The organism is Pseudomonas sp. NFR02, from assembly GCF_900119375.1.
GTDB lineage: Bacteria > Pseudomonadota > Gammaproteobacteria > Pseudomonadales > Pseudomonadaceae > Aquipseudomonas > Aquipseudomonas paracarnis.
Map to the genome: position 1 here is coordinate 500,916 of NZ_FPJJ01000003.1, position 21,907 is coordinate 522,822.

At 59.5% G+C, this 21,907-nt stretch carries 27 protein-coding genes; 15 read left to right on the top strand and 12 right to left on the bottom strand.

Annotated elements, in window-relative coordinates:
* Positions 1-21: 21 nt before the first annotated feature.
* Positions 22-558: a DUF4946 domain-containing protein gene (locus tag BT199_RS12585; RefSeq protein ID WP_072434676.1), complete on the bottom strand. Its 537-nt coding sequence runs from the start codon at positions 556-558 to the stop codon at positions 22-24.
* A gap of 179 nt (positions 559-737) precedes the next feature.
* Between BT199_RS12585 and gloA the strand changes: the two genes are divergently transcribed.
* Complete coding sequence (gloA, locus tag BT199_RS12590) at positions 738-1,259, top strand: lactoylglutathione lyase (protein ID WP_003191301.1); 522 nt, start codon at positions 738-740, stop codon at positions 1,257-1,259.
* Between the two features lie 132 nt (positions 1,260-1,391).
* On the opposite strand, the gene ahpF is transcribed toward gloA, so the two are convergent.
* The 3 genes from ahpF to BT199_RS12605 all read right to left on the bottom strand — a co-directional run bounded on the left by ahpF (position 1,392) and on the right by BT199_RS12605 (position 4,717).
* Positions 1,392-2,957 (bottom strand): alkyl hydroperoxide reductase subunit F, encoded by a 1,566-nt coding sequence (ahpF, locus tag BT199_RS12595; RefSeq protein WP_020302758.1) that lies wholly within the window; start codon positions 2,955-2,957, stop codon positions 1,392-1,394.
* A 130-nt stretch (positions 2,958-3,087) separates the two neighbouring features.
* Positions 3,088-3,651 (bottom strand): alkyl hydroperoxide reductase subunit C, encoded by a 564-nt coding sequence (ahpC, locus tag BT199_RS12600; protein ID WP_003191303.1) that lies wholly within the window; start codon positions 3,649-3,651, stop codon positions 3,088-3,090.
* A 133-nt stretch (positions 3,652-3,784) separates the two neighbouring features.
* Positions 3,785-4,717, bottom strand: a complete 933-nt coding sequence (locus BT199_RS12605; protein WP_072434589.1) for a site-specific integrase — start codon at positions 4,715-4,717, stop codon at positions 3,785-3,787.
* A gap of 169 nt (positions 4,718-4,886) precedes the next feature.
* Here BT199_RS12605 and BT199_RS12610 point away from each other — a divergent pair, with 169 nt between their 5' ends.
* Positions 4,887-5,894 (top strand): DNA-binding protein, encoded by a 1,008-nt coding sequence (locus tag BT199_RS12610; protein WP_072434590.1) that lies wholly within the window; start codon positions 4,887-4,889, stop codon positions 5,892-5,894.
* Here the strand turns inward: BT199_RS12610 and gorA are convergent, their stop codons facing one another.
* Together gorA and galU are read right to left on the bottom strand one after the other, a co-directional pair.
* Entirely contained in the window at positions 5,895-7,253 is a 1,359-nt protein-coding gene (gorA, locus tag BT199_RS12615) for a glutathione-disulfide reductase (RefSeq protein ID WP_072434591.1), read from the bottom strand.
* A gap of 105 nt (positions 7,254-7,358) precedes the next feature.
* Positions 7,359-8,198 (bottom strand): UTP--glucose-1-phosphate uridylyltransferase GalU, encoded by an 840-nt coding sequence (gene galU / locus BT199_RS12620; RefSeq protein ID WP_003173830.1) that lies wholly within the window; start codon positions 8,196-8,198, stop codon positions 7,359-7,361.
* Positions 8,199-8,509: 311 nt separating this feature from the next.
* Between galU and BT199_RS12625 the strand changes: the two genes are divergently transcribed.
* Positions 8,510-8,695, top strand: coding sequence for a hypothetical protein (locus BT199_RS12625; protein ID WP_003191311.1), 186 nt, complete (start codon positions 8,510-8,512; stop codon positions 8,693-8,695).
* A gap of 139 nt (positions 8,696-8,834) precedes the next feature.
* The gene (locus BT199_RS12630) at positions 8,835-9,116 is read left to right on the top strand and encodes a hypothetical protein (RefSeq protein WP_003191312.1); all 282 of its coding nucleotides are present in this window, start codon (positions 8,835-8,837) and stop codon (positions 9,114-9,116) included.
* Between the two features lie 5 nt (positions 9,117-9,121).
* On the opposite strand, the gene BT199_RS12635 is transcribed toward BT199_RS12630, so the two are convergent.
* Together BT199_RS12635 and BT199_RS12640 are read right to left on the bottom strand one after the other, a co-directional pair.
* Positions 9,122-9,352, bottom strand: a complete 231-nt coding sequence (locus tag BT199_RS12635) for a hypothetical protein (RefSeq protein WP_003191314.1) — start codon at positions 9,350-9,352, stop codon at positions 9,122-9,124.
* Between the two features lie 145 nt (positions 9,353-9,497).
* Entirely contained in the window at positions 9,498-9,848 is a 351-nt protein-coding gene (locus BT199_RS12640) for a hypothetical protein (RefSeq protein WP_003191317.1), read from the bottom strand.
* Positions 9,849-10,060: 212 nt separating this feature from the next.
* Here BT199_RS12640 and BT199_RS12645 point away from each other — a divergent pair, with 212 nt between their 5' ends.
* The 11 genes from BT199_RS12645 (at position 10,061) to BT199_RS12690 (ending at position 19,799) form a co-directional block, all read left to right on the top strand.
* On the top strand, positions 10,061-10,363 hold the full coding sequence (locus BT199_RS12645) for a DUF1883 domain-containing protein (protein ID WP_003191319.1): 303 nt from the start codon (positions 10,061-10,063) through the stop codon (positions 10,361-10,363).
* Between the two features lie 26 nt (positions 10,364-10,389).
* Complete coding sequence (locus tag BT199_RS27250) at positions 10,390-10,557, top strand: hypothetical protein (protein ID WP_014718516.1); 168 nt, start codon at positions 10,390-10,392, stop codon at positions 10,555-10,557.
* Positions 10,558-10,560: 3 nt separating this feature from the next.
* Positions 10,561-11,226, top strand: a complete 666-nt coding sequence (gene alkB, locus BT199_RS12650; protein WP_072434592.1) for a DNA oxidative demethylase AlkB — start codon at positions 10,561-10,563, stop codon at positions 11,224-11,226.
* Between the two features lie 75 nt (positions 11,227-11,301).
* Positions 11,302-12,375 carry a bifunctional DNA-binding transcriptional regulator/O6-methylguanine-DNA methyltransferase Ada gene (gene ada, locus BT199_RS12655; protein ID WP_060767800.1) on the top strand — a complete coding sequence of 358 codons (1,074 nt, stop codon included), beginning with the start codon at positions 11,302-11,304 and terminating at the stop codon, positions 12,373-12,375.
* Between the two features lie 71 nt (positions 12,376-12,446).
* Entirely contained in the window at positions 12,447-13,511 is a 1,065-nt protein-coding gene (locus BT199_RS12660) for an NAD(P)H-dependent flavin oxidoreductase (RefSeq protein ID WP_072434593.1), read from the top strand.
* A gap of 112 nt (positions 13,512-13,623) precedes the next feature.
* Positions 13,624-14,376 (top strand): molybdate ABC transporter substrate-binding protein, encoded by a 753-nt coding sequence (gene modA / locus BT199_RS12665; protein WP_014718520.1) that lies wholly within the window; start codon positions 13,624-13,626, stop codon positions 14,374-14,376.
* Positions 14,377-15,057 (top strand): molybdate ABC transporter permease subunit, encoded by a 681-nt coding sequence (modB, locus tag BT199_RS12670; RefSeq protein WP_072434594.1) that lies wholly within the window; start codon positions 14,377-14,379, stop codon positions 15,055-15,057.
* 5 nt (positions 15,058-15,062) lie between these two features.
* Positions 15,063-16,142: a molybdenum ABC transporter ATP-binding protein gene (gene modC / locus BT199_RS12675; RefSeq protein ID WP_072434595.1), complete on the top strand. Its 1,080-nt coding sequence runs from the start codon at positions 15,063-15,065 to the stop codon at positions 16,140-16,142.
* 74 nt (positions 16,143-16,216) lie between these two features.
* Positions 16,217-17,257, top strand: a complete 1,041-nt coding sequence (locus BT199_RS12680) for a DNA topoisomerase IB (RefSeq protein ID WP_072434596.1) — start codon at positions 16,217-16,219, stop codon at positions 17,255-17,257.
* A gap of 133 nt (positions 17,258-17,390) precedes the next feature.
* Positions 17,391-19,025 (top strand): ABC-F family ATP-binding cassette domain-containing protein, encoded by a 1,635-nt coding sequence (locus BT199_RS12685; protein ID WP_072434597.1) that lies wholly within the window; start codon positions 17,391-17,393, stop codon positions 19,023-19,025.
* A 69-nt stretch (positions 19,026-19,094) separates the two neighbouring features.
* The gene (locus BT199_RS12690) at positions 19,095-19,799 is read left to right on the top strand and encodes a YoaK family protein (RefSeq protein ID WP_014718525.1); all 705 of its coding nucleotides are present in this window, start codon (positions 19,095-19,097) and stop codon (positions 19,797-19,799) included.
* Positions 19,800-19,946: 147 nt separating this feature from the next.
* Here BT199_RS12690 and BT199_RS12695 read toward each other — a convergent pair whose 3' ends face one another.
* The 4 genes from BT199_RS12695 to BT199_RS12710 form a co-directional block, all read right to left on the bottom strand.
* Positions 19,947-20,300 carry a hypothetical protein gene (locus tag BT199_RS12695; RefSeq protein WP_014718526.1) on the bottom strand — a complete coding sequence of 118 codons (354 nt, stop codon included), beginning with the start codon at positions 20,298-20,300 and terminating at the stop codon, positions 19,947-19,949.
* A 171-nt stretch (positions 20,301-20,471) separates the two neighbouring features.
* Positions 20,472-20,783 (bottom strand): AzlD domain-containing protein, encoded by a 312-nt coding sequence (locus tag BT199_RS12700; RefSeq protein WP_014718527.1) that lies wholly within the window; start codon positions 20,781-20,783, stop codon positions 20,472-20,474.
* Positions 20,780-21,475: an AzlC family ABC transporter permease gene (locus BT199_RS12705; protein WP_038450212.1), complete on the bottom strand. Its 696-nt coding sequence runs from the start codon at positions 21,473-21,475 to the stop codon at positions 20,780-20,782. Before BT199_RS12705 ends, BT199_RS12700 begins: the two co-directional genes overlap by 4 nt.
* A 72-nt stretch (positions 21,476-21,547) precedes the next feature.
* Positions 21,548-21,763: a hypothetical protein gene (locus BT199_RS12710; protein ID WP_003191339.1), complete on the bottom strand. Its 216-nt coding sequence runs from the start codon at positions 21,761-21,763 to the stop codon at positions 21,548-21,550.
* Between the last annotated feature and the right edge of the window lie 144 nt (positions 21,764-21,907).

Consider the following 21,907-nt stretch of genomic DNA (forward strand, 5'->3'; position numbering starts at 1 on the left):
CATTCACTCAGCTTGAGCGGGTCAAAGTTTCAGACTGTTACGCACCGAACTGATTTCCTCCTTGCTCGCCTCGTACGCTTGCGCCTGGCCCGCGTATGAAAATACATAGGCCTTATCGACATCCAGCGCACCGACTAATGTTTGCGACAATACGTGTCGACCGTTCTCGGTAATCACACAGGTAGTTTCCAGCGCGTCAAGCCGACTCAATGTCGTGGGGTGCATTTTGCTGCACACGCTTTGATAACCGCCACGGGCAAAGTCTTTCTGGATCGACTTGCGCATCTCCAGCAACACGCCGGGAAGATTAACTTTATGGCCGGTTTCAATCGGCGTCCCGGTCAACTCCATCACCATCAACGTGGCGCCATTTTCATCATTCTTGATCGCTCGCTGCCGGGACACTGCTTGGGGCTTGGCAGGGAGTTCGCCGTCAGGCACGACTTCTTCGACCTGCCAACCGCTGGGCCAATGGACCTGCGGGTCAGCTGCCAGCACAAACGAGCTGCCCAACAACACGCACACAGCACTCAACAGCGGCCTACGAAACTCGATCATTGCAAAAAACACCCAAGGTTCCAGCCGCAAAGTGTGCGGCCCGGCGCGCGCTGACCGCAAGGGTTTAGCGCGCTTTTTCATTTGGCGCAGCCGGTGCGCCTTGCGTATCATGGCCCGCCTGCATGGAGGCAGGCCGCAAGCCAATGGACCGCTCATCTCACATTTTTTCTGGAGGGCCCATGAGCCTGCACGAATTGAACACTTTCCCGGGCGTCACTGCCCAACCCGACAACGCTACGGCAAACTTCGTGTTCAACCACACCATGTTGCGGGTCAAGGACATCACCAAGTCGCTGGACTTCTACACGCGCATCCTGGGTTTCTCCCTGGTCGAGAAACGTGACTTCCCGGAAGCCGAATTCAGCCTGTACTTCCTGGCCCTGGTGGACAAGGCCCAGATCCCGGCCGACGCCGCCGAGCGTACCCAATGGATGAAATCGATTCCGGGCATCCTCGAACTGACCCACAACCACGGCACCGAAAACGATGCCGACTTTGCCTACCACAACGGCAACACCGACCCACGCGGCTTTGGCCATATCTGCATCTCGGTGCCGGACATTGTGGCGGCGTGCGAACGTTTCGAAGCCTTGGGCTGTGATTTCCAGAAACGCCTGACGGATGGCCGCATGAAGAGCCTCGCGTTCATCAAGGACCCGGATGCCTATTGGGTTGAGATCATCCAGCCGGCGCCGATGTAATAAGCACTGCGTGACGCGGAGCGTCACCGGATGCATTCCCCCGCGGAGCGTGGGAACGAGAATCCCGCGCCGGGCGTGGGAACGAGAAAAACCCCATGATCGCTCATGGGGTTTTTCATTTTCAGCCCAGGATTACGCCGGAGCAGAGGTGCGGATCAAGTGATCGAACGCGCTCAACGAAGCCTTGGCGCCCTCGCCTACTGCAATCACGATCTGCTTGTACGGCACGGTGGTTACGTCACCGGCGGCGAACACGCCAGGCAGTGAAGTCTCGCCACGGGCATCGACAATGATCTCGCCGCGCGGCGACAGCTCTACCGTGCCTTTGAGCCAGTCGGTGTTGGGCAGCAAGCCAATCTGCACGAAGATGCCTTCCAGGTCGATGGTCTTGAACTCACCGCTGTCGCGGTCCTTGTAGGCAAGGCCGGTGACTTTCTGGCCATCGCCTTTGACCTCACTGGTCAATGCACTGGTAATCACATCCACGTTCGGCAGGCTGTAGAGCTTGCGTTGCAACACGGCGTCGGCGCGCAGCTTGCTGTCGAACTCAAGCAAGGTGACATGGCTGACGATACCGGCCAGGTCAATGGCCGCTTCCACGCCGGAGTTACCGCCGCCGATCACCGCCACACGCTTGCCTTTGAACAGCGGGCCATCGCAGTGCGGGCAGAAGCACACGCCGCGGGCTTTGTATTCCTGCTCACCGGGCACACCCATCTCTCTCCAGCGGGCGCCTGTGGCCAGGATCACGGTCTTGGACTTGAGGGTCGCACCGCTTTCGAAGCGAATTTCGTGCAGCTCCCCGGCATTTTTCGCCGGTACCAGGCTGCTAGCGCGTTGCAGGTTCATGATGTCCACATCGTACTGACGCACATGGGCTTCCAGCGCACTAGCCAGTTTCGGCCCTTCGGTTTCCTGTACCGAGATAAAATTCTCGATGGACATGGTGTCCAGTACCTGGCCACCAAAGCGTTCAGCCGCCACACCGGTACGAATACCTTTACGTGCCGCGTAAATGGCAGCCGAGGACCCGGCGGGGCCACCGCCAACCACCAGGACGTCGAAGGCGTCCTTGGCGCTGATTTTTTCCGCGGCTTTCTCGATACCGCTGGTGTCGAGCTTGGCGAGGATTTCTTCGAGGCCCATGCGGCCCTGGCCAAAGTTGACTCCGTTCAAGTAGACACTCGGGACCGCCATGATCTGGCGCTCATCGACTTCAGCCTGGAACAGCGCGCCATCAATCGCAACGTGGCGGATGTTCGGGTTCAGCACGGCCATCAGATTCAGCGCCTGGACCACGTCCGGGCAGTTCTGGCACGACAGCGAGAAGTACGTCTCGAAGCTGAACTCGCCTTTGAGGGCGCGGATCTGTTCAATTACTTCGACACTGGCTTTCGACGGGTGGCCACCCACTTGCAACAGGGCCAGCACCAACGAAGTGAATTCATGGCCCATAGGGATGCCGGCGAAACGCAAGCTGATCTCAGCACCCGGGCGGTTGATGGAGAACGATGGCTTGCGCGCATCATTGCCATCGGTGTTCAGGGTAATCAGCGTTGAGAGGCTGGTTACGTCCTGCAAAAGAGCAAGCATTTCCTGGGATTTCGCACCGTCGTCGAGGGAGGCGATGATCTCGATCGGCTGGGTGACCCGTTCCAGGTATGACTTCAACTGAGCTTTAAGATTGGCGTCCAACATACGGGCGATTTCCTGTTCATTCGGTTTATTGCAGACAAAAAAACGCCCGAGCGACTCTCGCCCGGGCGTTTTGAGGGCGGATGCAGCTTACTTAAGTGCGGATACCCGCCCTTGATACGCGTTCACAGACTTAGATCTTGCCGACCAGGTCCAGAGACGGCGCCAGCGTGGCCTCGCCTTCTTTCCATTTGGCTGGGCAGACTTCACCCGGGTGGGCAGCGACGTACTGAGCGGCCTTGATCTTGCGCAGCAGCTCGGAAGCGTCACGACCTACACCGCCGTCGTTCAGCTCAACGATCTTGATCTGACCTTCCGGGTTGATCACGAAGGTGCCGCGGTCTGCCAGGCCAGCCTCTTCGATCAGCACGTCGAAGTTGCGGGAGATGGTCAGGGTTGGGTCGCCAATCATGGTGTACTGGATTTTGCCGATGGCTGGCGACGTGTTGTGCCAGGCAGCGTGGGCAAAGTGGGTGTCGGTAGAAACGCTGTAGATTTCGACGCCCAGCTTCTGGAATTCGGCATAGTTGTCAGCCAGGTCTTCCAGTTCGGTTGGGCAAACGAAGGTGAAGTCGGCTGGGTAGAAGAAGACAACCGACCACTTGCCTTTCAGGTCAGCGTCGGTCACATCGACGAAGCTGCCGTTTTTGAAAGCGGTGGCTTTAAACGGTTTTACTTGGCTGTTGATGATAGGCATCGTTGACTCTCCGTCAGGGGTTAAGAAGTTGATGAGGTGAATCCTACCGGCTCTCTCGGTCGATGGCTCATTGGCAAACCTGATGCTGACGATTGGGTTTCTCTATCAGGTGACGCTATTAATAGAAAAAATCTCAAATCAGCGGTTGGGTTGCCAGGGTCATGCCCAGAAACGGCGTCGCTTCAACATAGCGCATCGCAGATTTCATGTCGTTCCAGCCGACGTAACTCATCAGGGACTTCAAATCCCAACCACTGCGATGCGCCCAAGTGGCAAAGCCCCGACGCAGGGAGTGGCTGGTGTATTGATCGGCGGGGATGCCTGCGCGCTCAAGGGCCTGGCGCAATAACGGGATCACACTGTTGGGATGCAAGCCCTCCTCACCCAGGTTGCCCCAGCGGTCGATGCCGCGAAACACCGGGCCGCGCACCAAAGCCGAGGCGCTGAGCCACTCGCTATAAGCCTGCACCGGGCACAGCCGGAGCAACGCTGGGGTCTGGTAGGTTTTGCCGAGGTTGTCCCGGTCACTTTTGCTGCGTGGCAAGTACAGGCTAATGCCTGCGCCTGGCACGGCCTGCACGTGCTCAATGCTTAATCGGCACAGCTCATCACTGCGAAAGCCGCGCCAGAAGCCCAGCAGAATCAGCGCAGCGTCGCGCTTGGCCCGTAGCAAGCGCGGCTGGTCGTGATGCTCGCTGGCCTGTTTAGCTTCAATGTCCAGGGCGGCGATTACTTGCTCCAACTGCGTGAGCTGCAGAGGCTCGGCCTGCCGCTCCCGCGTCGGGTGCACGGCGCGGATGCCCTTGAGCACCTTGCGTACCACCGGCGCCTTCGTCGGGTCGGCAAACCCTTGGCTGGTATGCCATTGCGCCAAGGCCGAGAGCCGCAGTTTCAAGGTGTTGACTGCCAACACCCCGGCATGCGCCACGAGGTAGCGCGCCACGCTGTCGCTGGTGGCCGGCAGGAACCCTCCCCAACTGACTTCGAAATGCTCGATGGCCGCGCGGTAGCTGCGGCGCGTGTTGTCGCGGGTGGCAGCGTTGAGATATCGGTCCAGGTCGCTCATAGGCGTCTTTTCGTACCGCTGACGGGTGAATGGCTGATGAAAATGCTTATGACACGGGATAATACGCCAATATCCCATCTGTTAAATCATGAATTTCAACGAGTTTTTAATCATGTTATAGTATGTATATACATACCATGTACCACAGTACTAAATCGACGGAGACCCCATGGCTCGCGGCGGCATAAACAAAGCAGTAGTGCAAACGGCACGCCTGGCGATCCTCGCCCGTGGCGAAAACCCCAGCATCGATGCGGTGCGTATCGAAATGGGTAATACCGGCTCGAAAACCACCATTCATCGCTATTTGAAAGAGCTGGACGAAAGTGAGACGCGCCAGACCATCACCCAAGCGCCGATCGACGATGAGCTTGGTGAACTGGTCGCACGCCTGTCCCAACGCCTGAAAGAGAAGGCCCAAGAGCCGATCGACCTGGCCCTGGCGCAATTCGAGCAACAAAAAGCCGCCCTGCTCGCCCAGTTAGAAACCCTGGAAGAAGCGCACACCCAACTCAAACAGCAATTTGATATCCAGGCCGCTGCCCTCGCTGAAGAAAGCGCGGCGCTGCAAACCGCCAGCACCAGCCTGCAGACCGAGCAAACCCGTAACGCCGGGCTGAGCCAGGCGTGCAGCGACTACGAGCTAAGGCTCAACGACAAAGACGAGCAGATTCGCTCACTGGAAGAAAAACACCTGCACGCCCGCGATGCGCTTGAGCATTACCGCACTGCCATCAAGGAGCAGCGTGAACAGGAACAGCGTCGCCATGAGGGCCAGTTGCAACAGGTACAGGCCGAATTGCGTCAGGCCCAGCAAAGCGCTCTGGTGCGCCAGGACGAAATCACGCAACTGCATCGCGACAACGAGCGCCTGCTGAGTGAGCAGCGAGTGACAACCAAGGAATTGAATACGCTGCAGGAGCACGCTCGCCAGGACCAGGCGCTACAGTTGAAACTCAAGGAACAGCTCAGCCAGATCGACAGCGAGCGCACCCTGCTCCAGGAGCGCCTACGGGTTGCCGTGCTGGACAGCCAATCGCGCCAAGCGTCACTGCTTGAATATCAGCAGCACAACAAGGCGCTTGAGCTGGACCTGATCAAGGCCCAGGCAAGCATCGAAGCCCTGCGCCTGGCGACCGTCGTTGCAACGGTGCCAGAGGCAGCAGAGCCAAGCTGATCAGGGCGCCACAGGCGTGCGCATGGTGACGAATTCTTCCGCCGCCGTAGGATGCACGCCGATGGTTTCATCGAAATGCTGCTTGGTCGCGCCCGCCTTGAGCGCGATCGCCAGCCCTTGCACGATCTCACCCGCATCCGGGCCGACCATGTGGCAACCCAACACTTTGTCGGTGTCGGCGTCGACCACCAACTTCATCAAGGTCTTTTCCTGGCAATCGGTCAGGGTCAGCTTCATCGGCCGGAACCGGCTTTCAAAGATCTGCACGTTGTGGCCATTTTGGCGTGCATCCTCTTCAGTCAGGCCGACTGTGCCGATATTCGGCAGGCTGAACACCGCCGTCGCGATATTGGCGTAATCCACCGGGCGGTATTGCTCGGGCTTGAACAACCGCCGCGCCACGGCCATGCCTTCAGCCAGGGCCACCGGCGTCAGTTGCACACGACCAATCACATCGCCAATCGCCAGGATCGACGGCTCGGCGGTCTGGTAGAGATCATCCACCGCGACGAAACCGCGCTCGTCCAGTTTGACCCCGGTATTTTCCAGGCCCAGGTTATCCAGCATCGGACGGCGGCCAGTGGCGTAGAACACGCAATCGGCTTCCAGCACGCGGCCATCCTTCAAAGTGGCCTTGAGGCTGCCGTCAGCCTGCTTGTCGATGCGCTCAATGTCGGCATTGAACTGCAAGTCCAGGCCGCGCTTGGTCAGCTCTTCTTGCAGGTGTTTGCGCACCGAACCGTCAAAGCCGCGCAAGAACAGATCGCCGCGATACAGCAATGACGTTTGGGCGCCCAAGCCGTGGAAGATGCCGGCGAACTCAACGGCGATATAACCACCACCCACTACCAGCACGCGCTTGGGCAGCTCTTTAAGAAAGAATGCCTCATTGGAGCCAATGGCGTGCTCGCGCCCTGGAATCTCAGGGATCTGCGGCCAGCCGCCGGTGGCAATCAGGATGTGCTTGGCAGTGAAGCGCTCACCGTTGATCTCCACCTGATGGGCATCGACCAGGCGTGCATGCCCTTCATGCAGGGTCACGCCGCTGTTGACCAACAGGTTGCGATAGATACCGTTGAGGCGGTTGATCTCACGATCCTTGTTGGCGATCAGGGTCGCCCAATCAAAGTTCGCCTCACCCAGGGACCAGCCAAAGCCGCTGGCCTGTTCAAAGTCTTCGGCAAAATGCGCGCCGTACACCAACAGCTTCTTTGGCACGCAGCCGACGTTCACACAGGTGCCACCCAGGTAGCGGCTCTCGGCCACCGCCACCTTGGCGCCAAAACCTGCGGCAAAACGCGCCGCGCGAACACCGCCGGAACCGGCGCCAATTACATACAGGTCAAAATCGTAGGCCATTTCACTCTCCTCGGCAGGACACCAGCATACCGACTTACATGGGGCTGAAAAACGAAAAAGCCACCCGAAGGTGGCTTTCGCTTAAAACGTACCGGCAAGCGTGAATCAGTAAGCCTTGCCCGTCTTGTAGAAATGCTCGTAGCAGAAGTTGGTCGCTTCGATGTAGCCCTCAGCGCCGCCGCAGTCGAAACGCTGGCCCTTGAACTTGTAGGCAATCACGCAACCGTCTTTGGCTTGCTTGAGCAGAGCGTCGGTGATCTGGATCTCGCCGCCCTTGCCTGGCTCGGTTTCTTCGATCAGCTTGAAGATGTCCGGCGTGAGGATGTAACGACCGATGATCGCCAGGTTCGATGGCGCGTCTTCCGGTGCTGGTTTTTCGACCATGTCGCGTACGCGGATCAGGCCATCGCCAATATCGTCGCCGGCGATAACACCGTACTTATTGGTTTCGGTTGGGTTGACTTCCATTACCGCAACGATGGTGCAACGGTATTTCTGGTAGAGCTTGACCATCTGGGTCAGCACACCGTCGCCTTCCAGGTTGACGCACAGGTCGTCCGCCAGGACCACGGCGAAGGGTTCATCACCGATCAGCGGGCGGCCGGTGAGGATGGCGTGGCCGAGGCCTTTCATCTGAGTCTGACGGGTGTAGGAGAACGAGCACTCGTCGAGTAGTTTACGGATACCGACCAGGTATTTTTCCTTGTCGGTGCCCTTGATCTGGTTTTCCAGCTCATAGCTGATGTCGAAGTGGTCTTCCAGCGCGCGCTTACCACGACCCGTGACGATGGAGATCTCGTTCAAACCGGCATCCAGTGCCTCTTCCACACCGTACTGAATCAGTGGCTTGTTCACCACTGGCAGCATTTCTTTGGGCATGGCTTTGGTCGCTGGCAAGAAGCGAGTGCCGTAACCGGCTGCTGGGAACAAGCATTTCTTGATCATATGAGTCCTTACAAAGGGCTGTGCGTACGGAATTCGGCGCAGTCTAATCAGGCCGCAGTCACCTTACAATGGGGTCCTGCTGGCGTTGCAATGTCATCATAGAGAAAAAATGTCGGCGTAAGTTCCGCTGATGCTGCATAGCGCATCACCAACGGTCGGCCAGAATCCGACTTGGCCCCTTGTTTAGAGGGGCTGCATTGGTTTTAGCACGCTTTTGCGCCCCTGGCACTGACCCGCAACAACTTGCGCCCCGCCCCGGCATTTGGCGCTATCATGGGCGCCTTGAACCAAGACCACGAGATTGCCAACAGATGTCAGAACCAAAAGGTGTAAACGGCTACCTGATCACGAAGCGAGCGGACGGCTGGCACTTGATCAATTTTCACGGTGACAGCGTTGCCGGCGTATTCGAGACCGAAAGCATGGCGATCGCCGTCGCCGAAGTGTTTGTAGATGAGGCAGGCCATGCATCGAGCAAGCGGCCGAAAACCAAGTAAGCCTCGTTGCACCGCTTTTAAAGCCCCGTTAAGCGGGGCTTTTTTGTTTGTCTGTACCTAGATGGCAGTTCGCTATAACCTTCAACAACGCCACGACAGTGTCAGCGCGCCCTTCCAATACCCTCGATGACGAACCTTTATGAAAAAAATCCTGGCACTGACCGCAGTACTGGCACTCGCCGGCTGCACCACCGCTTCCGACACCTTGCTGAAAAATGGTGAACAAGGCTTGACCATCGATTGCTCGGGCGAGGCCAATTCATGGGCCAGTTGCTACGAAAAGGCGGACGCATCCTGCGCCGGCACCGGTTACCGCATCGTCGGCACCAATGGCACGCCGGCGCTCAAGGAAAGCGACAAGACCCTGGGCCAGGACGTGGGCAACTTCAAAGGCCGTAGCGTGGTGGTGGTCTGCAAGTAACGCTGCTACAGGTGCACTTCAGCAAACTTGATCCCCAGGCCACGCAGGGTTTCGATCAAGTCATCCAGGCGAGCAAATGATTCGACCTCATCCTGTTCGTCCACCAGGAAGTAGCTGCGCCCGCCGCTCTTCTTGAAAAACACGATCCACTCGCCCAGATCGGCGGGGTTCTGGATGACATGGGTGGCCGAAATCTGCCCTTCGGCATGGCGGGCTTTGACGTGTTCTCGTTTCATAACGGGCTTTCCAGAAAAACAAATGCCGCTCAAACCCAGGGTTTGAGCAGCATCTTTGTAGTGAATGCCCGACAGTTTAACGGATGCAGGCCGTCCCTGCAGGGTGATGGCTTTTTTTATCGGGTTTGAGGGGTGGGCCTGTGGCTCAACCGGAAATGCACTCTTCCCCTGCCTTCTTCACGTCGCCCGGGCGGATCGGCACATTGGACATGCTTTCATAAAGCTTGATGCTGCTACCGCTGGAGCGGTCTTCGATTTCAAAGATCGCCGACGGGTCTGCCGAGAACTTCTGCGGCACGATCACCTGAATGCCGTCTTTATGGGGCTCGATCTGCGGCGGCCGACGGGTCGCCTCCAATTTGCGCACCACACACGCCGCATATTCCTGCGGCTTCTTCCCTGATATGACCACCAATGTTGGCGGGGTCTGCTTGATATCTGCAACCGAAGCACACCCACCTATTGCCAAGGCCAGCACCAACACACTCCACTTCATACAAAAACCTCCGATAAAGACCCTACGACAGCGGGGATGGTAATTTTCTCCCACCAACGTAGGATTTATCTGTGATAACTCGGTAAATAACTGTTTTAAATTGTCGAAGTCGTCGACGACGGCCCGATAATAAACGCGCTGGGGCTGATAAACTCCATCTTAACCTACGTATCGTTCTGATTTTTCAGAAAAAGCCCTTCTGGAGACACCCCATGAAATTCATCCACCAGCGTGAGCACCTCAACGAGGGAGACATTGTCGTCATCGAATGCTCGCAGACCTGCAATATTCGCCTGATGAGCGATGCGAACTTTCGCAGCTTCAAAAATGGCGGCCGCCATACCTACCACGGCGGCGCATTTGATAAATTCCCGGCCAAGATCACCGCGCCCAGCACCGGCTTCTGGAACATCACCCTGGATGTGGTGACCCGTCGCGCCATCAGCGTGACCCGCAAGCCTGCGTTGTCCCACAAGATCCGTATCGTTCGTCGTACCAGCAGCAAGCTGAGCTGACCCGAACACCTGACAGGAAAAAAGCTGTGACCACCACAACCAAATACGTCATCAAGTACAAGCTCAACGGCGAACGCCGCTTTGAATTTGCCCAGTTGCAAAACAACAGCGTCGAAGAAGCCAAGCAAGCCTTGGCAAAAATTCATGATGCCAGCGACGAAATCACCGACATCAACGTGAGCAAGGCGCTGTAAGCCATGCCAGGCCCTACCGCCGATTTGTTTGCCGATGAGGCCCTGCAACAGCCTGCCGGGCGCGAGCAAATTGGCGAAGAGTCGTATGTACTGAGGGGCTATGCCTTGCCCTGGATCGAGCGGTTATTGCCTGAACTGCGGCGTGTCCTGGCTCAATCACCGTTTCGGCAGATGGTCACCCCCGGCGGCTTTACCATGTCGGCGGCGCTGAGCAGTTGCGGCGAGCTGGGCTGGACCACCGACGCCGGCGGCTATCGCTACAGCCCACTCGACCCGAGCAACCAGCAGCCCTGGCCCGCCATGCCCGAGACGTTGCGCCAACTGGCCGTGACAGCGGCAATCGAGGCCGGCTTCAGCGGTTTTCTACCCGATGCCTGCCTGATCAACCGTTACGTACCGGGGGCGAAAATGTCCCTGCACCAGGACAAGAACGAGCGCAACTACAGCGCGCCCGTGGTCTCGGTGTCCCTGGGGCTGCCGGCGATTTTCCTGTTCGGTGGCCATTCGCGCAGCGACAAAACCCAAAAGGTCTCGCTGTTTCATGGTGATGTGGTGGTGTGGGGCGGCGTTGATCGCCTGCGCTTTCATGGCGTGATGCCGATCAAGGACGGCGTGCATCCGGTCATGGGCCCGCAGCGCATCAACCTGACCTTTCGCACCGCCGGTTAATTTGACCGCAAGCTTCGGAGTGTCGATGGCGAGCGGCAGGCTTAATCTGCCCCTGAACCGTCAAGAGTGCAGGCCATGAACAACGAACACGATCCGCGCTGGGCTGCCATTATTGCCCGTGATGCCAAGGCTGACGCGCTATTTGTCTACGGCGTGAAAACCACCGGCGTGTATTGTCGCCCCAGCAGCGCTTCACGCTTACCGCGCCCGGAAAATGTCGAATTTTTTGATACGCCGGCGCAGGCCGAGGCAGCAGGTTATCGTCCCAGCAAACGCGCTGCCGGCGACCAGACCCAGTTGGCCGCTCACCATGGGCAATTGGTGGCCGAGGCCTGTCGGCAAATCGAACAAGCCGAAACCCCGCCTAGCCTGGACGCGCTCGCCCGATCCGCCGGGCTGAGTCCGTTTCACTTCCACCGCGTATTCAAAGCCAACACCGGGTTGACCCCCAAGGGTTACGCCAGCGCCCTGCGTTCGCGCAGAGTGCGCGACGGCCTCAAGGGCCAGCATTCGGTGACAGACACCCTGTACGACGCGGGCTTTAATTCCAATAGCCGCTTTTATGAAGCCGCCGACCAAGTGCTCGGCATGAAACCGCGAGATTACAAAGGCGGCGGCGCCAATAACACCATCCGCTTTGCCGTTGGCCAGTGCTCGCTGGGGGCGATTCTGGTGGCGCAAAGCCAACGTGGCGTGTGTGCGATTTTATTGGGTGATGATCCGGACAAACTGGTGCGCGACCTGCAAGACCAGTTTCCCAAGGCTGAGTTGATCGGCGCGGATCAGGGGTTCGAACAACTGGTGGCCCAGGTCGTCGGCTTTGTCGAGGCCCCTGCCGTGGGCCTGGATTTGCCCTTGGACCTGCGCGGCACAGCTTTTCAGGAACGGGTGTGGCAGGCGTTGCGCGAAATCCCGGCGGGCAGCACCGCCAGTTATGCGCAGATTGCCGAGCGTATCGGTGCCCCCTCCTCCTTTCGCGCCGTGGCCCAGGCATGTGGTGCCAACCACCTGGCGGTGGCGATTCCCTGTCATCGCGTGGTGCGCAGCAATGGCGAGCTGTCGGGCTACCGCTGGGGCGTAGAGCGCAAGCGCCAGTTACTTGAGCGCGAAACCCAGCCCCACAAAAGGCCGCTCCCGTCCAGTGAATAAAACAGACTGGCCGGGTGCTGATTGCCCTGCTAAAACAGCGAAAAGCCCTACTAACGCTGGAGAAGCAACCCATGAGCACCTGGCCAGACACCCGCATTCTTGACCTGTTGGGCATTGAGGTGCCGATCATCCAGGCGCCGATGGCTGGCGCGACGACCACCGCCATGGTCATCGCCGCTCAGCAAGCCGGTGCCCTGGGCTCCATGCCTGCGGCGGCGCTGAGCCTGGAGCAACTGCGCGAGGCCTTGGCCCTCATTCGCCAGGCCAATCATGCGCCGCTGAACGTCAACTTCTTCTGCCATCAACCGCCCGATGTCGATGACGCGCGGGATCAGGCTTGGAAGGCCTTGCTGCAACCTTACTACCATGAACTGGGCGCCGACTTTGATGCGCCAACCCCGGTGTCCAACCGTGCGCCGTTCAATGACGCAGCCTGCCAGGTGGTGGAAGCGTTTCGGCCAGAAGTGGTGAGCTTTCATTTTGGCCTGCCAGAGAAGTCTTTGCTGGACCGGGTAAAAGCCACCGGTGCCAAGGTGCTGTCATCGGCCACCACCGTCGAGGAAGCCGTGTGGCTGGAACAGCACGGCTGCGACGCGATCATCGCCATGGGCATCGAAGCGGGTGGGCACCGTGGCCTGTTTCTCAGCGATGACCTCAATAGCCAGATCGGCTTGATGGCGCTGTTGCCACAGATTGTCGACGCGGTCAGCGTGCCGGTGATTGCTGCGGGCGGAATCGCCGATGCACGCGGCATCGTTGCGGCCTTTGCCCTCGGCGCTTCGGCGGTGCAGATCGGCACGGCGTATCTGTTCACGCCCGAAGCCACTGTAAGCGCCGCCCATCACCATGCGCTGCGCCATGCCCAGGCCAGCGAAACCGCGCTGACCAACCTGTTCACCGGCCGCCCGGCGCGGGGCATCGTCAACCGCGTGATGCGTGAACTCGGCGCAATCAACCCAGCGGCGCCGGCGTTCCCCAAAGCCGGAGGCGCATTAATGCCGCTCAAGGCCAAGGATGAAGCCGGTTTCAGCAACCTGTGGGCAGGCCAGGCCCTGAGGCTGGGCAAAGACCTGTCCACCTATGACCTGACCCGCGAATTGGCCGAGCACGCGATAGCCAGATTCACCCGCGACTGACCTGCGCAGCAACTTGGTGCTGTACCGGCAATAGCCTACCGCTATATATTCCCATACATAGCGGTAAGCCTCTTTACCTACAACCTGCCGTACACCTTCAAGGAGTTGCTTCATGATGACCCGCGTTTCGCGCCTGGCCCCCCTGCTTGCCGCCTTTGCCTTGGGTACGGCCCATGCCGATGAAGTGCAGGTGGCCGTGGCCGCCAACTTCACCGCCCCGATCCAGGCGATTGCCGCCGACTTCGAGAAAGACACCGGCCACAAACTGGTCGCGGCTTACGGCGCTACTGGGCAGTTCTATACCCAGATCAAGAATGGCGCGCCGTTTGAAGTGTTCCTCAGCGCCGATGACACCACCGCGCAAAAACTCGAAAGCGAAGGCGCTACCGTCAAGGGTTCACGCTTCACCTACGCGGTCGGCACCCTGGCGCTGTGGTCGGCCAAAGAAGGCTATGTGGATGCCAAGGGTGATGTGCTGAAGAAAAACCAATTCAAGCACTTGTCCATCGCCAACCCCAAAACAGCGCCCTACGGCCTGGCCGCCACCCAGGTACTGGCCAGGGAAGGCTTGACTGACAAGGTCAAGGACAAGCTCGTCGAGGGCCAGAACATCACCCAGGCTTATCAGTTTGTGTCTACCGGCAACGCCGAGCTGGGTTTTGTGGCCTTGTCGCAAATCTACAAAGACGGCAAAGTCACCGGCGGTTCGGCGTGGATTGTTCCGGCCTCCCTGCATGACCCGATCAAACAGGACGCCGTAATCCTCAACAAGGGCAAAGACAGCGCCGCCGCCAAGGCCCTGGTGGACTACCTCAAAGGCCCGAAAGCGGCTGCCGTGATCAAATCCTACGGTTACGAGCTGTAAATGCCCCTGACAAGTGCTGATGTTTCTGCGATCTGGTTGACCCTCAAACTGGCCTCGCTGACCACCCTGATCCTGTTGATCATCGGCACACCGATCGCCCTGTGGCTGTCGCGCACCCGTTCCAAGTGGCGCGGCCCCATCGGCGCAGTGGTCGCACTGCCGTTGGTGTTGCCGCCAACGGTCATCGGCTTTTACTTGCTGTTGGCCATGGGGCCCAATGGATACGTCGGCCAATTCACGCAGTGGCTGGGCCTGGGCACCCTCACCTTCAGTTTCGCCGGGCTGGTGATTGGCTCGGTGATCTACTCCATGCCCTTCGTGGTGCAGCCGTTGCAGAATGCGTTTTCTGCCATCGGCACGCGCCCGCTGGAAGTGGCCGCGACCTTGCGCGCCAACCCATGGGATACGTTTTTCACGGTGATCCTGCCGCTGGCACGCCCTGGGTTTATCACCGCCTCGATTCTGGGCTTCGCCCATACCGTTGGTGAGTTCGGCGTGGTGCTGATGATCGGCGGCAATATCCCGGACAAGACCCGTGTCGTCTCGGTGCAAATCTACGACCACGTCGAAGCCATGGAATATGCCCAGGCCCATTGGCTGGCCGGGGCCATGGTGGTATTCGCCTTCCTCGTGTTGCTGGCGCTCTATTCCAGCCGTAAAACCAAGATGGGCTGGAGTTGATCGCGATGATGGATATACGCCTGCACCTGAAATATTCCGCCTTCGCACTGGATGTGGACCTGCAATTGCCCGGCCGTGGCGTGAGCGCGCTGTACGGGCATTCTGGCTCCGGCAAGACCACGTGCCTGCGCTGCATCGCCGGATTGGAACGCGCCGAACACGGTTTTGTGCAAATCAACGACGAGGTGTGGCAAGACAGCCGCAAAGGGCTGTTTGTGCCGCCGCATAAACGCGCCCTGGGCTATGTGTTCCAGGAGGCGAGCCTGTTTCCTCACCTGTCGGTGCTCGCCAATCTGGAGTTCGGCCTCAAACGTATCCCACGCCCGCAACGGCGCGTGGACATGGCCCAGGCCACCGAACTGTTGGGTATCGGGCACTTGCTTGAGCGTCATCCGCAACACTTGTCCGGCGGCGAGCGCCAGCGCATCGGCATCGCCCGCGCCTTGCTCACCAGCCCCAAGTTGTTGTTGATGGATGAACCGCTGGCGGCCCTGGACAGCCAGCGCAAAAGCGAGATATTGCCTTACCTGGAACGCCTGCACGACGAACTGGATATCCCGGTGCTCTACGTCAGTCATGCCCAGGACGAAGTGGCGCGACTGGCCGACCATATCGTCCTGCTCAGCGACGGCAAGGCCCTGGCCAGTGGCCCGATCGGCGAGACCCTGGCGCGCCTCGACCTGCCTCTGGCGCTGGGCGACGATGCTGGCGTGGTGATCGCCGGCAGCGTCGTTGCCTACGACACGCACTATCAGTTGCTCACTCTGCAGTTGCCCGATTGCCCGTTGCAGATGCGCGTGGCCCATGTCCCGCTGGCGGTGGGCAACCCGCTGCGGGTCAAGGTCCAGGCGCGGGATGTAAGCCTGAGCCTGCAGGCCCAAGAACACAGCAGCATCCTCAATCGCTTGCCGGTGACCGTCACCCAGACTATCGGCGCGGACAACAGCGCCCATGTGCTGGTGCGCCTGGACGCCGGCGGCACGCCGTTACTGGCGCGCATCACGCGCTTCTCCCGCGACCAATTGCAACTGCATCCGGGCCAGACGTTGTGGGCGCAAATCAAGGCGGTGGCCGTACTGGCTTAAGCATTTGGCACGACCGCAGGGCGCTGCGGTCAATCAGACATACCGGCCTGATTTGTTGCCAAGGAACCCGCCCCATGCCTGACTCTTCGTTACCCGCCGACCTGCCTCGCGACCTGCATTATGTGGATGACACCCAGCCCGGCATCCGCCGTAAAAAAGTGCGAGGCAAGTTCCAGTATCTGAACGCCAAAGGCGAGCGCATTACCGACGCGGACGAAATCAAACGCCTGAACGCCTTGGCGGTGCCACCCGCCTACACCGATGTGTGGATCTGCGCCGACCCTCGCGGCCACCTGCAAGCCACCGGACGCGACGCCCGTGGCCGTAAGCAGTACCGTTACCACCCACGCTGGCGCGAGGTGCGCGACAGCGACAAGTACTCGCGCTTGCAGGCTTTTGGCGCCGCTTTGCCCAGGTTGCGCAAACAGCTCGAAGCACAAATTGCCGAGCCAGGGTTTACCCGCGAAAAGGTGTTGGCAACGGTGGTGATGTTGCTGGACGCCACGCTGATCCGCGTCGGTAATACCCAATATGCCCGCGAAAACAAATCCTACGGCCTGACCACCCTGCGCAACCGCCATGTGGACATCAAGGGCAGCGAGATCCAGTTCCAGTTTCGTGGCAAGAGTGGCGTGGAGCACCAAGTCAGCGTCAAGGATCGGCGCCTGGCCCGGGTGGTCAAGCGTTGCATGGAATTGCCAGGGCAAAACCTGTTCCAGTACCTGGACGAAGACGGTGAGCGGCATACCGTCAGCTCCCAGGACGTCAACGACTACCTGCACCGCCTGACCGGCGAAGACTTTACCGCCAAGGACTACCGCACCTGGGCCGGCACAGCAATGGCGCTGGCGGTGTTGCGCGAGTTGGCGTGGCAGCCCGAATCCGACGCCAAGCGGCATGTGGTGGCGATGGTCAAGGATGTCGCCCGGCAGCTGGGCAACACGCCGGCGGTGTGCCGCAAGTGCTATATCCACCCGGCGGTGCTTGAGCATTTCAGCCTCGGTGAATTGTCGAAGCTGCCCAAGCCGCGAGTGCGCAAAGGCCTGAAAGCCGAAGAAGTCGCGCTGGCAATGTTCCTGGAAAAACTGGCCGAAGACTTGCCGCACAAAGTTTAGGTGGGTTAGGCTCTGCCTCCCTTCTGACTCACGGGATGACCGCCGACGTGAACAACTAAGCCTTCCAAAATGTATCTGCAACGAGCCGCCTGGCGCGCTTGTTGGCCTGTTCGACATTTTTTTGGAGGTGCTGATGACTGACGTCAAACGGCTGCCCGCGCTTGTTTCCCTGCAACACCTGTCTTTCCAGTTCGCCAATGGCGAAACCTTGCTGGCCGACGTGAACCTGTCCATTGATCAAACGCCTACCGGTATCGTCGGGCGCAATGGACGGGGCAAAAGTATCCTGGCCAAGTTGATGGCCGGCGTGCTGCTGCCCTCCTGCGGCACGTTGAAAAAACCGGCCCATGTTGCCTATGTGCCCCAGGCCATCACGGCTCAACCAGGGCAAACCATCGCCGATATCACCGCAACTGCCGCGGCCTTGGCTGCCCTTGAGCGAATGGGCCAGGGCGATGCACGCCTCGGTGACCTGGAACTGATCGACGATCGCTGGGACCTCGCCGAACGCCTGCGTCAGGCACTGGATGCAGCGGGTTTGCAGACTCTCAGTGGCAGTACCCCGGCCGATCAACTCAGCGGCGGCCAACTCGCCAGGGTCGCGCTGATCGGGGCGTTGTTGGCTGCGCCGCAGTTGCTGATTCTGGATGAGCCCAGCAACCATCTTGATGCTGACGGGCGCGACTGGTTGTTGCGTGTGTTGCGCGATTGGCGCGGTGGCCTGGTGGTGGTCAGCCATGATCGACAGTTGCTCAATGCCATGGGCCGCATCATCGAGCTGTCGCCCCTGGGCATTCAGGTGTATGGCGGCAACTACGATGCCTATCGCCAGCAACGCGACACTCACCAGCAGGCCGCGATTGCTGCGTGGGAACAGGCACGTCTGGCCCGCAGCCGCGAGCGTCGGCGCCTGCAAAAAGATCACGACGACCTGCAGCGCCACGCCGCACGCGCACGTAAACAGGCCGAGACCGCCAACGTCGACCGTTTTACCAAGGCGCGCTGGAAAAGCGCAGCAACGGAGGTCGTCAGCAGCGTGCGCAGCGCCCATCATGCGTGCAAAAACCAACTCGACGCCCAGGTACGCCAGGCGTACGAGCGCGTGGTGGATGAGACGCCCACACTGCTCGCATTATCAGGCTCGACCGTCCCCAATGGCCGCCAGGTACTGGTGCTGGAGCAGGCGCAATTGCCCTGGCTTGATCCCCTGGCACCCGCCAGCTACCTGACGGTCAACCTGACAGGCCCAGCTCGCGTTGCTGTACGTGGGCCGAACGGTTGCGGCAAATCGACCTTGCTCAAAGTGCTAGCCGGCCACTGGCAGGCGGTCAGTGGCGAGTGCAGCGTAGCAGTGCCCAGTGCGTACATCGATCAGCACCTGGCGCTGCTGGACGACCGTCGCAGCCTTGTCGAGCAACTCAACCTGCTCGACACGCCCCTGGCCGAAGCCGAACTGCGCACACGTCTGGCGTTGTTGCAGTTGGACGCGCTGCGGGTTACGCAGCCGGCAGGGCAACTCAGCGGCGGCGAGCGCTTGAAAGCTGCGATGGCGGTAGCCTTTTGGCGTGAAACACCGGCGCAACTGCTGCTGTTGGATGAACCCACCAATCACCTGGACCTGGAGTCGGTGCTGGCGTTTGAGCAGGCATTGAAGGGGTTTGCCGGCGCGCTGCTGGCCGTATCACACGACGAGGCATTCTTGCAGGCGATTGAGCCGACTCACCATCTGACGTGGCACGCCACCGGCTGGCAACTGGAGCGTGTCTGAGGTTATTGCGCAGACAGGCAAAGCGTCCTACGGTAGTGGCCGGATAATCTCACCGAGGAAACCGGCCCCATGCTGCCTTCGTCTCGCAAGCCTTACACCAATGCCACGCTCGCCCATCGACAGCGCTGGCGCGGGCGGGTGGGCTTGATGCTGGTGGCTTGTCTGTCGGTGCTGGCGGGTATGACCGATGCCATCGGCTTTATGGCCAGCGGCGATTTCGTCTCGTTCATGAGCGGTAACACCACGCGCCTGGCGGTGGCCATCAGTGCGGGCGACCTGGGGCTCACCGGGCGGCTGGTGCTGCTGGTCGCCACCTTCGTGGTCGGTAATGCCTTGGGCGTGCTGGTCAGCCGTTTCAGCAAGCGCCATGCGTTGCCCTTATTGCTGTGCATCGGCGCCTTGCTCTGTGCTGCGGCGTTGTGGCCATCGACCGATACCTTGCCCGCGTTGCTCGCAGCGATCATTGCCATGGGCATGCTCAATGCGGCCGTCGAAGAGGTGAACGGGTTACCGGTGGGGCTGACCTACGTCACCGGAGCGCTGTCACGCTTTGGTCGCGGGCTGGGCCGTTGGTTATTGGGCGAGCGCCGCAATGGCTGGCGCGTGCAATTGATTCCGTGGGGCGGAATGTTCATTGGCGCTGTGATCGGTGCACTGCTGGAACAGCAGATGGGCCTGCGCGCATTGTGGGTCAGTGGTGCGTTGGCTGGGGCCTTGGGGGTGGCGACACTGTTGATTCCGCGACGCTGGCACTTGGGTTTCATGCCCCGTTGAGGTGGGGTGGAGGAGCTCGTTCGACGTTTAAGCCTCGACATCCGTGTACCGGTAAAGAGCCATCACGTCGAACGAGCGAGTGAATCATAAGCCAATGCCCGGCGGCTGTCCCGCCAGGCGTTTCTGAATATGACTAAGGCAACCGACTTACAGACAAGTGGCCAGTGCTGCCAGGCGACGTTTGGCTGGCATATTGTCCTGTGCGGCGTAGTAGTTGACCGTAGAACCCGCGCCGGTGCTGAGTACATCGACAAAGTAATCGCCACCGGTGGTGTACACCGTAAAACCACCCGCCTCGGTCGCTTCCTTGAAGCCGCCGGCATCGATGCCGAACACGCTTTCATCCTGCCAACCGAACTGGATGCATTGGGCAACCACCAGAGTGGCCTTGTCCGATGCCAGGGTCTTGTAGGGGCTGCCTGCGCGCGCCTCTTTCATCTTGGAACCTGCACAACCGGCCAGTGCCGCCAGTATCAATGCGCCTATTACCACTTTGTGCATGCCATTGCTTCCTTGGAAAAACCGTGACTCTACCACTGTGCGAAAGCCAACTGACGCGCCCATGAACTTTGTTTCACTGTGAAAGGCAAACACGCCGCCTATAGTGGCCAGGCTCATTTTTTGGAAGTCTCCCTTCTGCCCGCCACCCCGCGGGCTTTTTTTGCCTAGGTATCAAAACCACCAACGGAACAGATAGAACAGCGCCATGCTCAATAGCACGGTGGTCAATACGCTGCGCGTCCAATACATCAACGCCACGGCGCAGATGCCGGCCAGCAGGTAAGGGTTGCTCGGGCTCAGGTTAAGCCGATGGTCAGCCAGAAAAATAATCGGCCCGCAGATCGCCGTGAGCATGCCCGGCACGGCGAAGCCCAAAAATTCACGCGCGCCGCGATTGAGCCGTACCGGCAAGCGTGGCTCGATAAACAGGTAACGGTTGAAGAACACCACCAGGCCCATGGCCACAATCATCAGGTAAATCATCGTTGCCCCACTCCCAGCCGTTTACAGGCATAACCCGCGCTCATACCCAACACACCCGAGACCACCACCGCCGACTCCCAGTGCAGATAACTCAACCAGACCGAGCTCAGCAGTGCCACGGCAACGCATACCACCGTGGGCACGTCGCGCACCACGGGGGTGATCAAGGCGATAAAGGTGGCGGCAATCGAAAACTCCAGCCCCAATTGATCAAGGCCGGGAATGCTCTTGCCCAGCACAATGCCGGCAAGGGTGAAGAGGTTCCAGATCAGGTAAAACGTCAGGCCGACGCCCAGGGCGTACCAGCGATTGAAGGTCTGGCGGTCATAGTGGTTGACCAGGGCAAAGAATTCATCGGTCAACAAAAACCCCAGGCTCATGCGCCAGCGGGTGTTGAGCGAAGACAGTGTAGGACGCATATGCATGCCATAGAGCAGGTGCTGGGAGGTCAGCAGCAAGGTGGTCAGCACGATGGAAATCAGGCTGGCACCGCTCTTGACCATGCCGATGGCCACCAGTTGTGCGGCACCGGCAAACACAATGGCAGACAAGCCTTGGGCTTGCAGCGGGGTAAATTGCGCGTCGATGGCCATGGAGCCGGCCAGCAACCCCCAGGGCGCACAGGCCAGGGATAAGGGAATGACGGCGATGGCGCCGCGGGTGAAGGCGTAATGAGGCAATGCAGTGGGCATGGAAAACGGCTCATCGACAGACAGTCGACAAGCATGCCAGCACGAACGAAGGCTTGTCTTGAACGATCTTGCTCAGGCGAGCTTGACTGATACCTGCTCCACCGAATCCCGCGCTTCGCGCAATTCATACGCATCCTGGTTCAGCCGGTGGATGGTATTGAGCAGGCGCTGGCGCAGCACTTCATCGCCGAGTTTTTCCACGGCGCGCATCAGGTCAAAGGCCGCGGTTTCGTTATTTTCCGCGACGGAATCCAGGGTCTTGCGCAGGTTGCGGGTGGCTCGGGTCACGCGGGGTCTTCCTTCATCAGCAATGGGCAGGCACGTTAGGACATTTGTGTTTCATTTTAATTTCAAACAGTTGTGGCGGTTTCAAAGGCCTTTGATCCATATCAATTGAAACAAGATTTGACCTATATATGTGGAAATACGTAT

Bases quoted from the DNA above. Each gene is read 5' to 3' on its own strand.
- BT199_RS12585 (WP_072434676.1), bottom strand. From the start codon at position 558: ATGATCGAGTTTCGTAGGCCGCTGTTGAGTGCTGTGTGCGTGTTGTTG.
- gloA (WP_003191301.1), top strand. From the start codon at position 738: ATGAGCCTGCACGAATTGAACACTTTCCCGGGCGTCACTGCCCAACCC.
- ahpF (WP_020302758.1), bottom strand. From the start codon at position 2,957: ATGTTGGACGCCAATCTTAAAGCTCAGTTGAAGTCATACCTGGAACGG.
- ahpC (WP_003191303.1), bottom strand. From the start codon at position 3,651: ATGCCTATCATCAACAGCCAAGTAAAACCGTTTAAAGCCACCGCTTTC.
- BT199_RS12605 (WP_072434589.1), bottom strand. From the start codon at position 4,717: ATGAGCGACCTGGACCGATATCTCAACGCTGCCACCCGCGACAACACG.
- BT199_RS12610 (WP_072434590.1), top strand. From the start codon at position 4,887: ATGGCTCGCGGCGGCATAAACAAAGCAGTAGTGCAAACGGCACGCCTG.
- gorA (WP_072434591.1), bottom strand. From the start codon at position 7,253: ATGGCCTACGATTTTGACCTGTATGTAATTGGCGCCGGTTCCGGCGGT.
- galU (WP_003173830.1), bottom strand. From the start codon at position 8,198: ATGATCAAGAAATGCTTGTTCCCAGCAGCCGGTTACGGCACTCGCTTC.
- BT199_RS12625 (WP_003191311.1), top strand. From the start codon at position 8,510: ATGTCAGAACCAAAAGGTGTAAACGGCTACCTGATCACGAAGCGAGCG.
- BT199_RS12630 (WP_003191312.1), top strand. From the start codon at position 8,835: ATGAAAAAAATCCTGGCACTGACCGCAGTACTGGCACTCGCCGGCTGC.
- BT199_RS12635 (WP_003191314.1), bottom strand. From the start codon at position 9,352: ATGAAACGAGAACACGTCAAAGCCCGCCATGCCGAAGGGCAGATTTCG.
- BT199_RS12640 (WP_003191317.1), bottom strand. From the start codon at position 9,848: ATGAAGTGGAGTGTGTTGGTGCTGGCCTTGGCAATAGGTGGGTGTGCT.
- BT199_RS12645 (WP_003191319.1), top strand. From the start codon at position 10,061: ATGAAATTCATCCACCAGCGTGAGCACCTCAACGAGGGAGACATTGTC.
- alkB (WP_072434592.1), top strand. From the start codon at position 10,561: ATGCCAGGCCCTACCGCCGATTTGTTTGCCGATGAGGCCCTGCAACAG.
- ada (WP_060767800.1), top strand. From the start codon at position 11,302: ATGAACAACGAACACGATCCGCGCTGGGCTGCCATTATTGCCCGTGAT.
- BT199_RS12660 (WP_072434593.1), top strand. From the start codon at position 12,447: ATGAGCACCTGGCCAGACACCCGCATTCTTGACCTGTTGGGCATTGAG.
- modA (WP_014718520.1), top strand. From the start codon at position 13,624: ATGATGACCCGCGTTTCGCGCCTGGCCCCCCTGCTTGCCGCCTTTGCC.
- modB (WP_072434594.1), top strand. From the start codon at position 14,377: ATGCCCCTGACAAGTGCTGATGTTTCTGCGATCTGGTTGACCCTCAAA.
- modC (WP_072434595.1), top strand. From the start codon at position 15,063: ATGATGGATATACGCCTGCACCTGAAATATTCCGCCTTCGCACTGGAT.
- BT199_RS12680 (WP_072434596.1), top strand. From the start codon at position 16,217: ATGCCTGACTCTTCGTTACCCGCCGACCTGCCTCGCGACCTGCATTAT.
- BT199_RS12685 (WP_072434597.1), top strand. From the start codon at position 17,391: ATGACTGACGTCAAACGGCTGCCCGCGCTTGTTTCCCTGCAACACCTG.
- BT199_RS12690 (WP_014718525.1), top strand. From the start codon at position 19,095: ATGCTGCCTTCGTCTCGCAAGCCTTACACCAATGCCACGCTCGCCCAT.
- BT199_RS12695 (WP_014718526.1), bottom strand. From the start codon at position 20,300: ATGCACAAAGTGGTAATAGGCGCATTGATACTGGCGGCACTGGCCGGT.
- BT199_RS12700 (WP_014718527.1), bottom strand. From the start codon at position 20,783: ATGATTTACCTGATGATTGTGGCCATGGGCCTGGTGGTGTTCTTCAAC.
- BT199_RS12705 (WP_038450212.1), bottom strand. From the start codon at position 21,475: ATGCCCACTGCATTGCCTCATTACGCCTTCACCCGCGGCGCCATCGCC.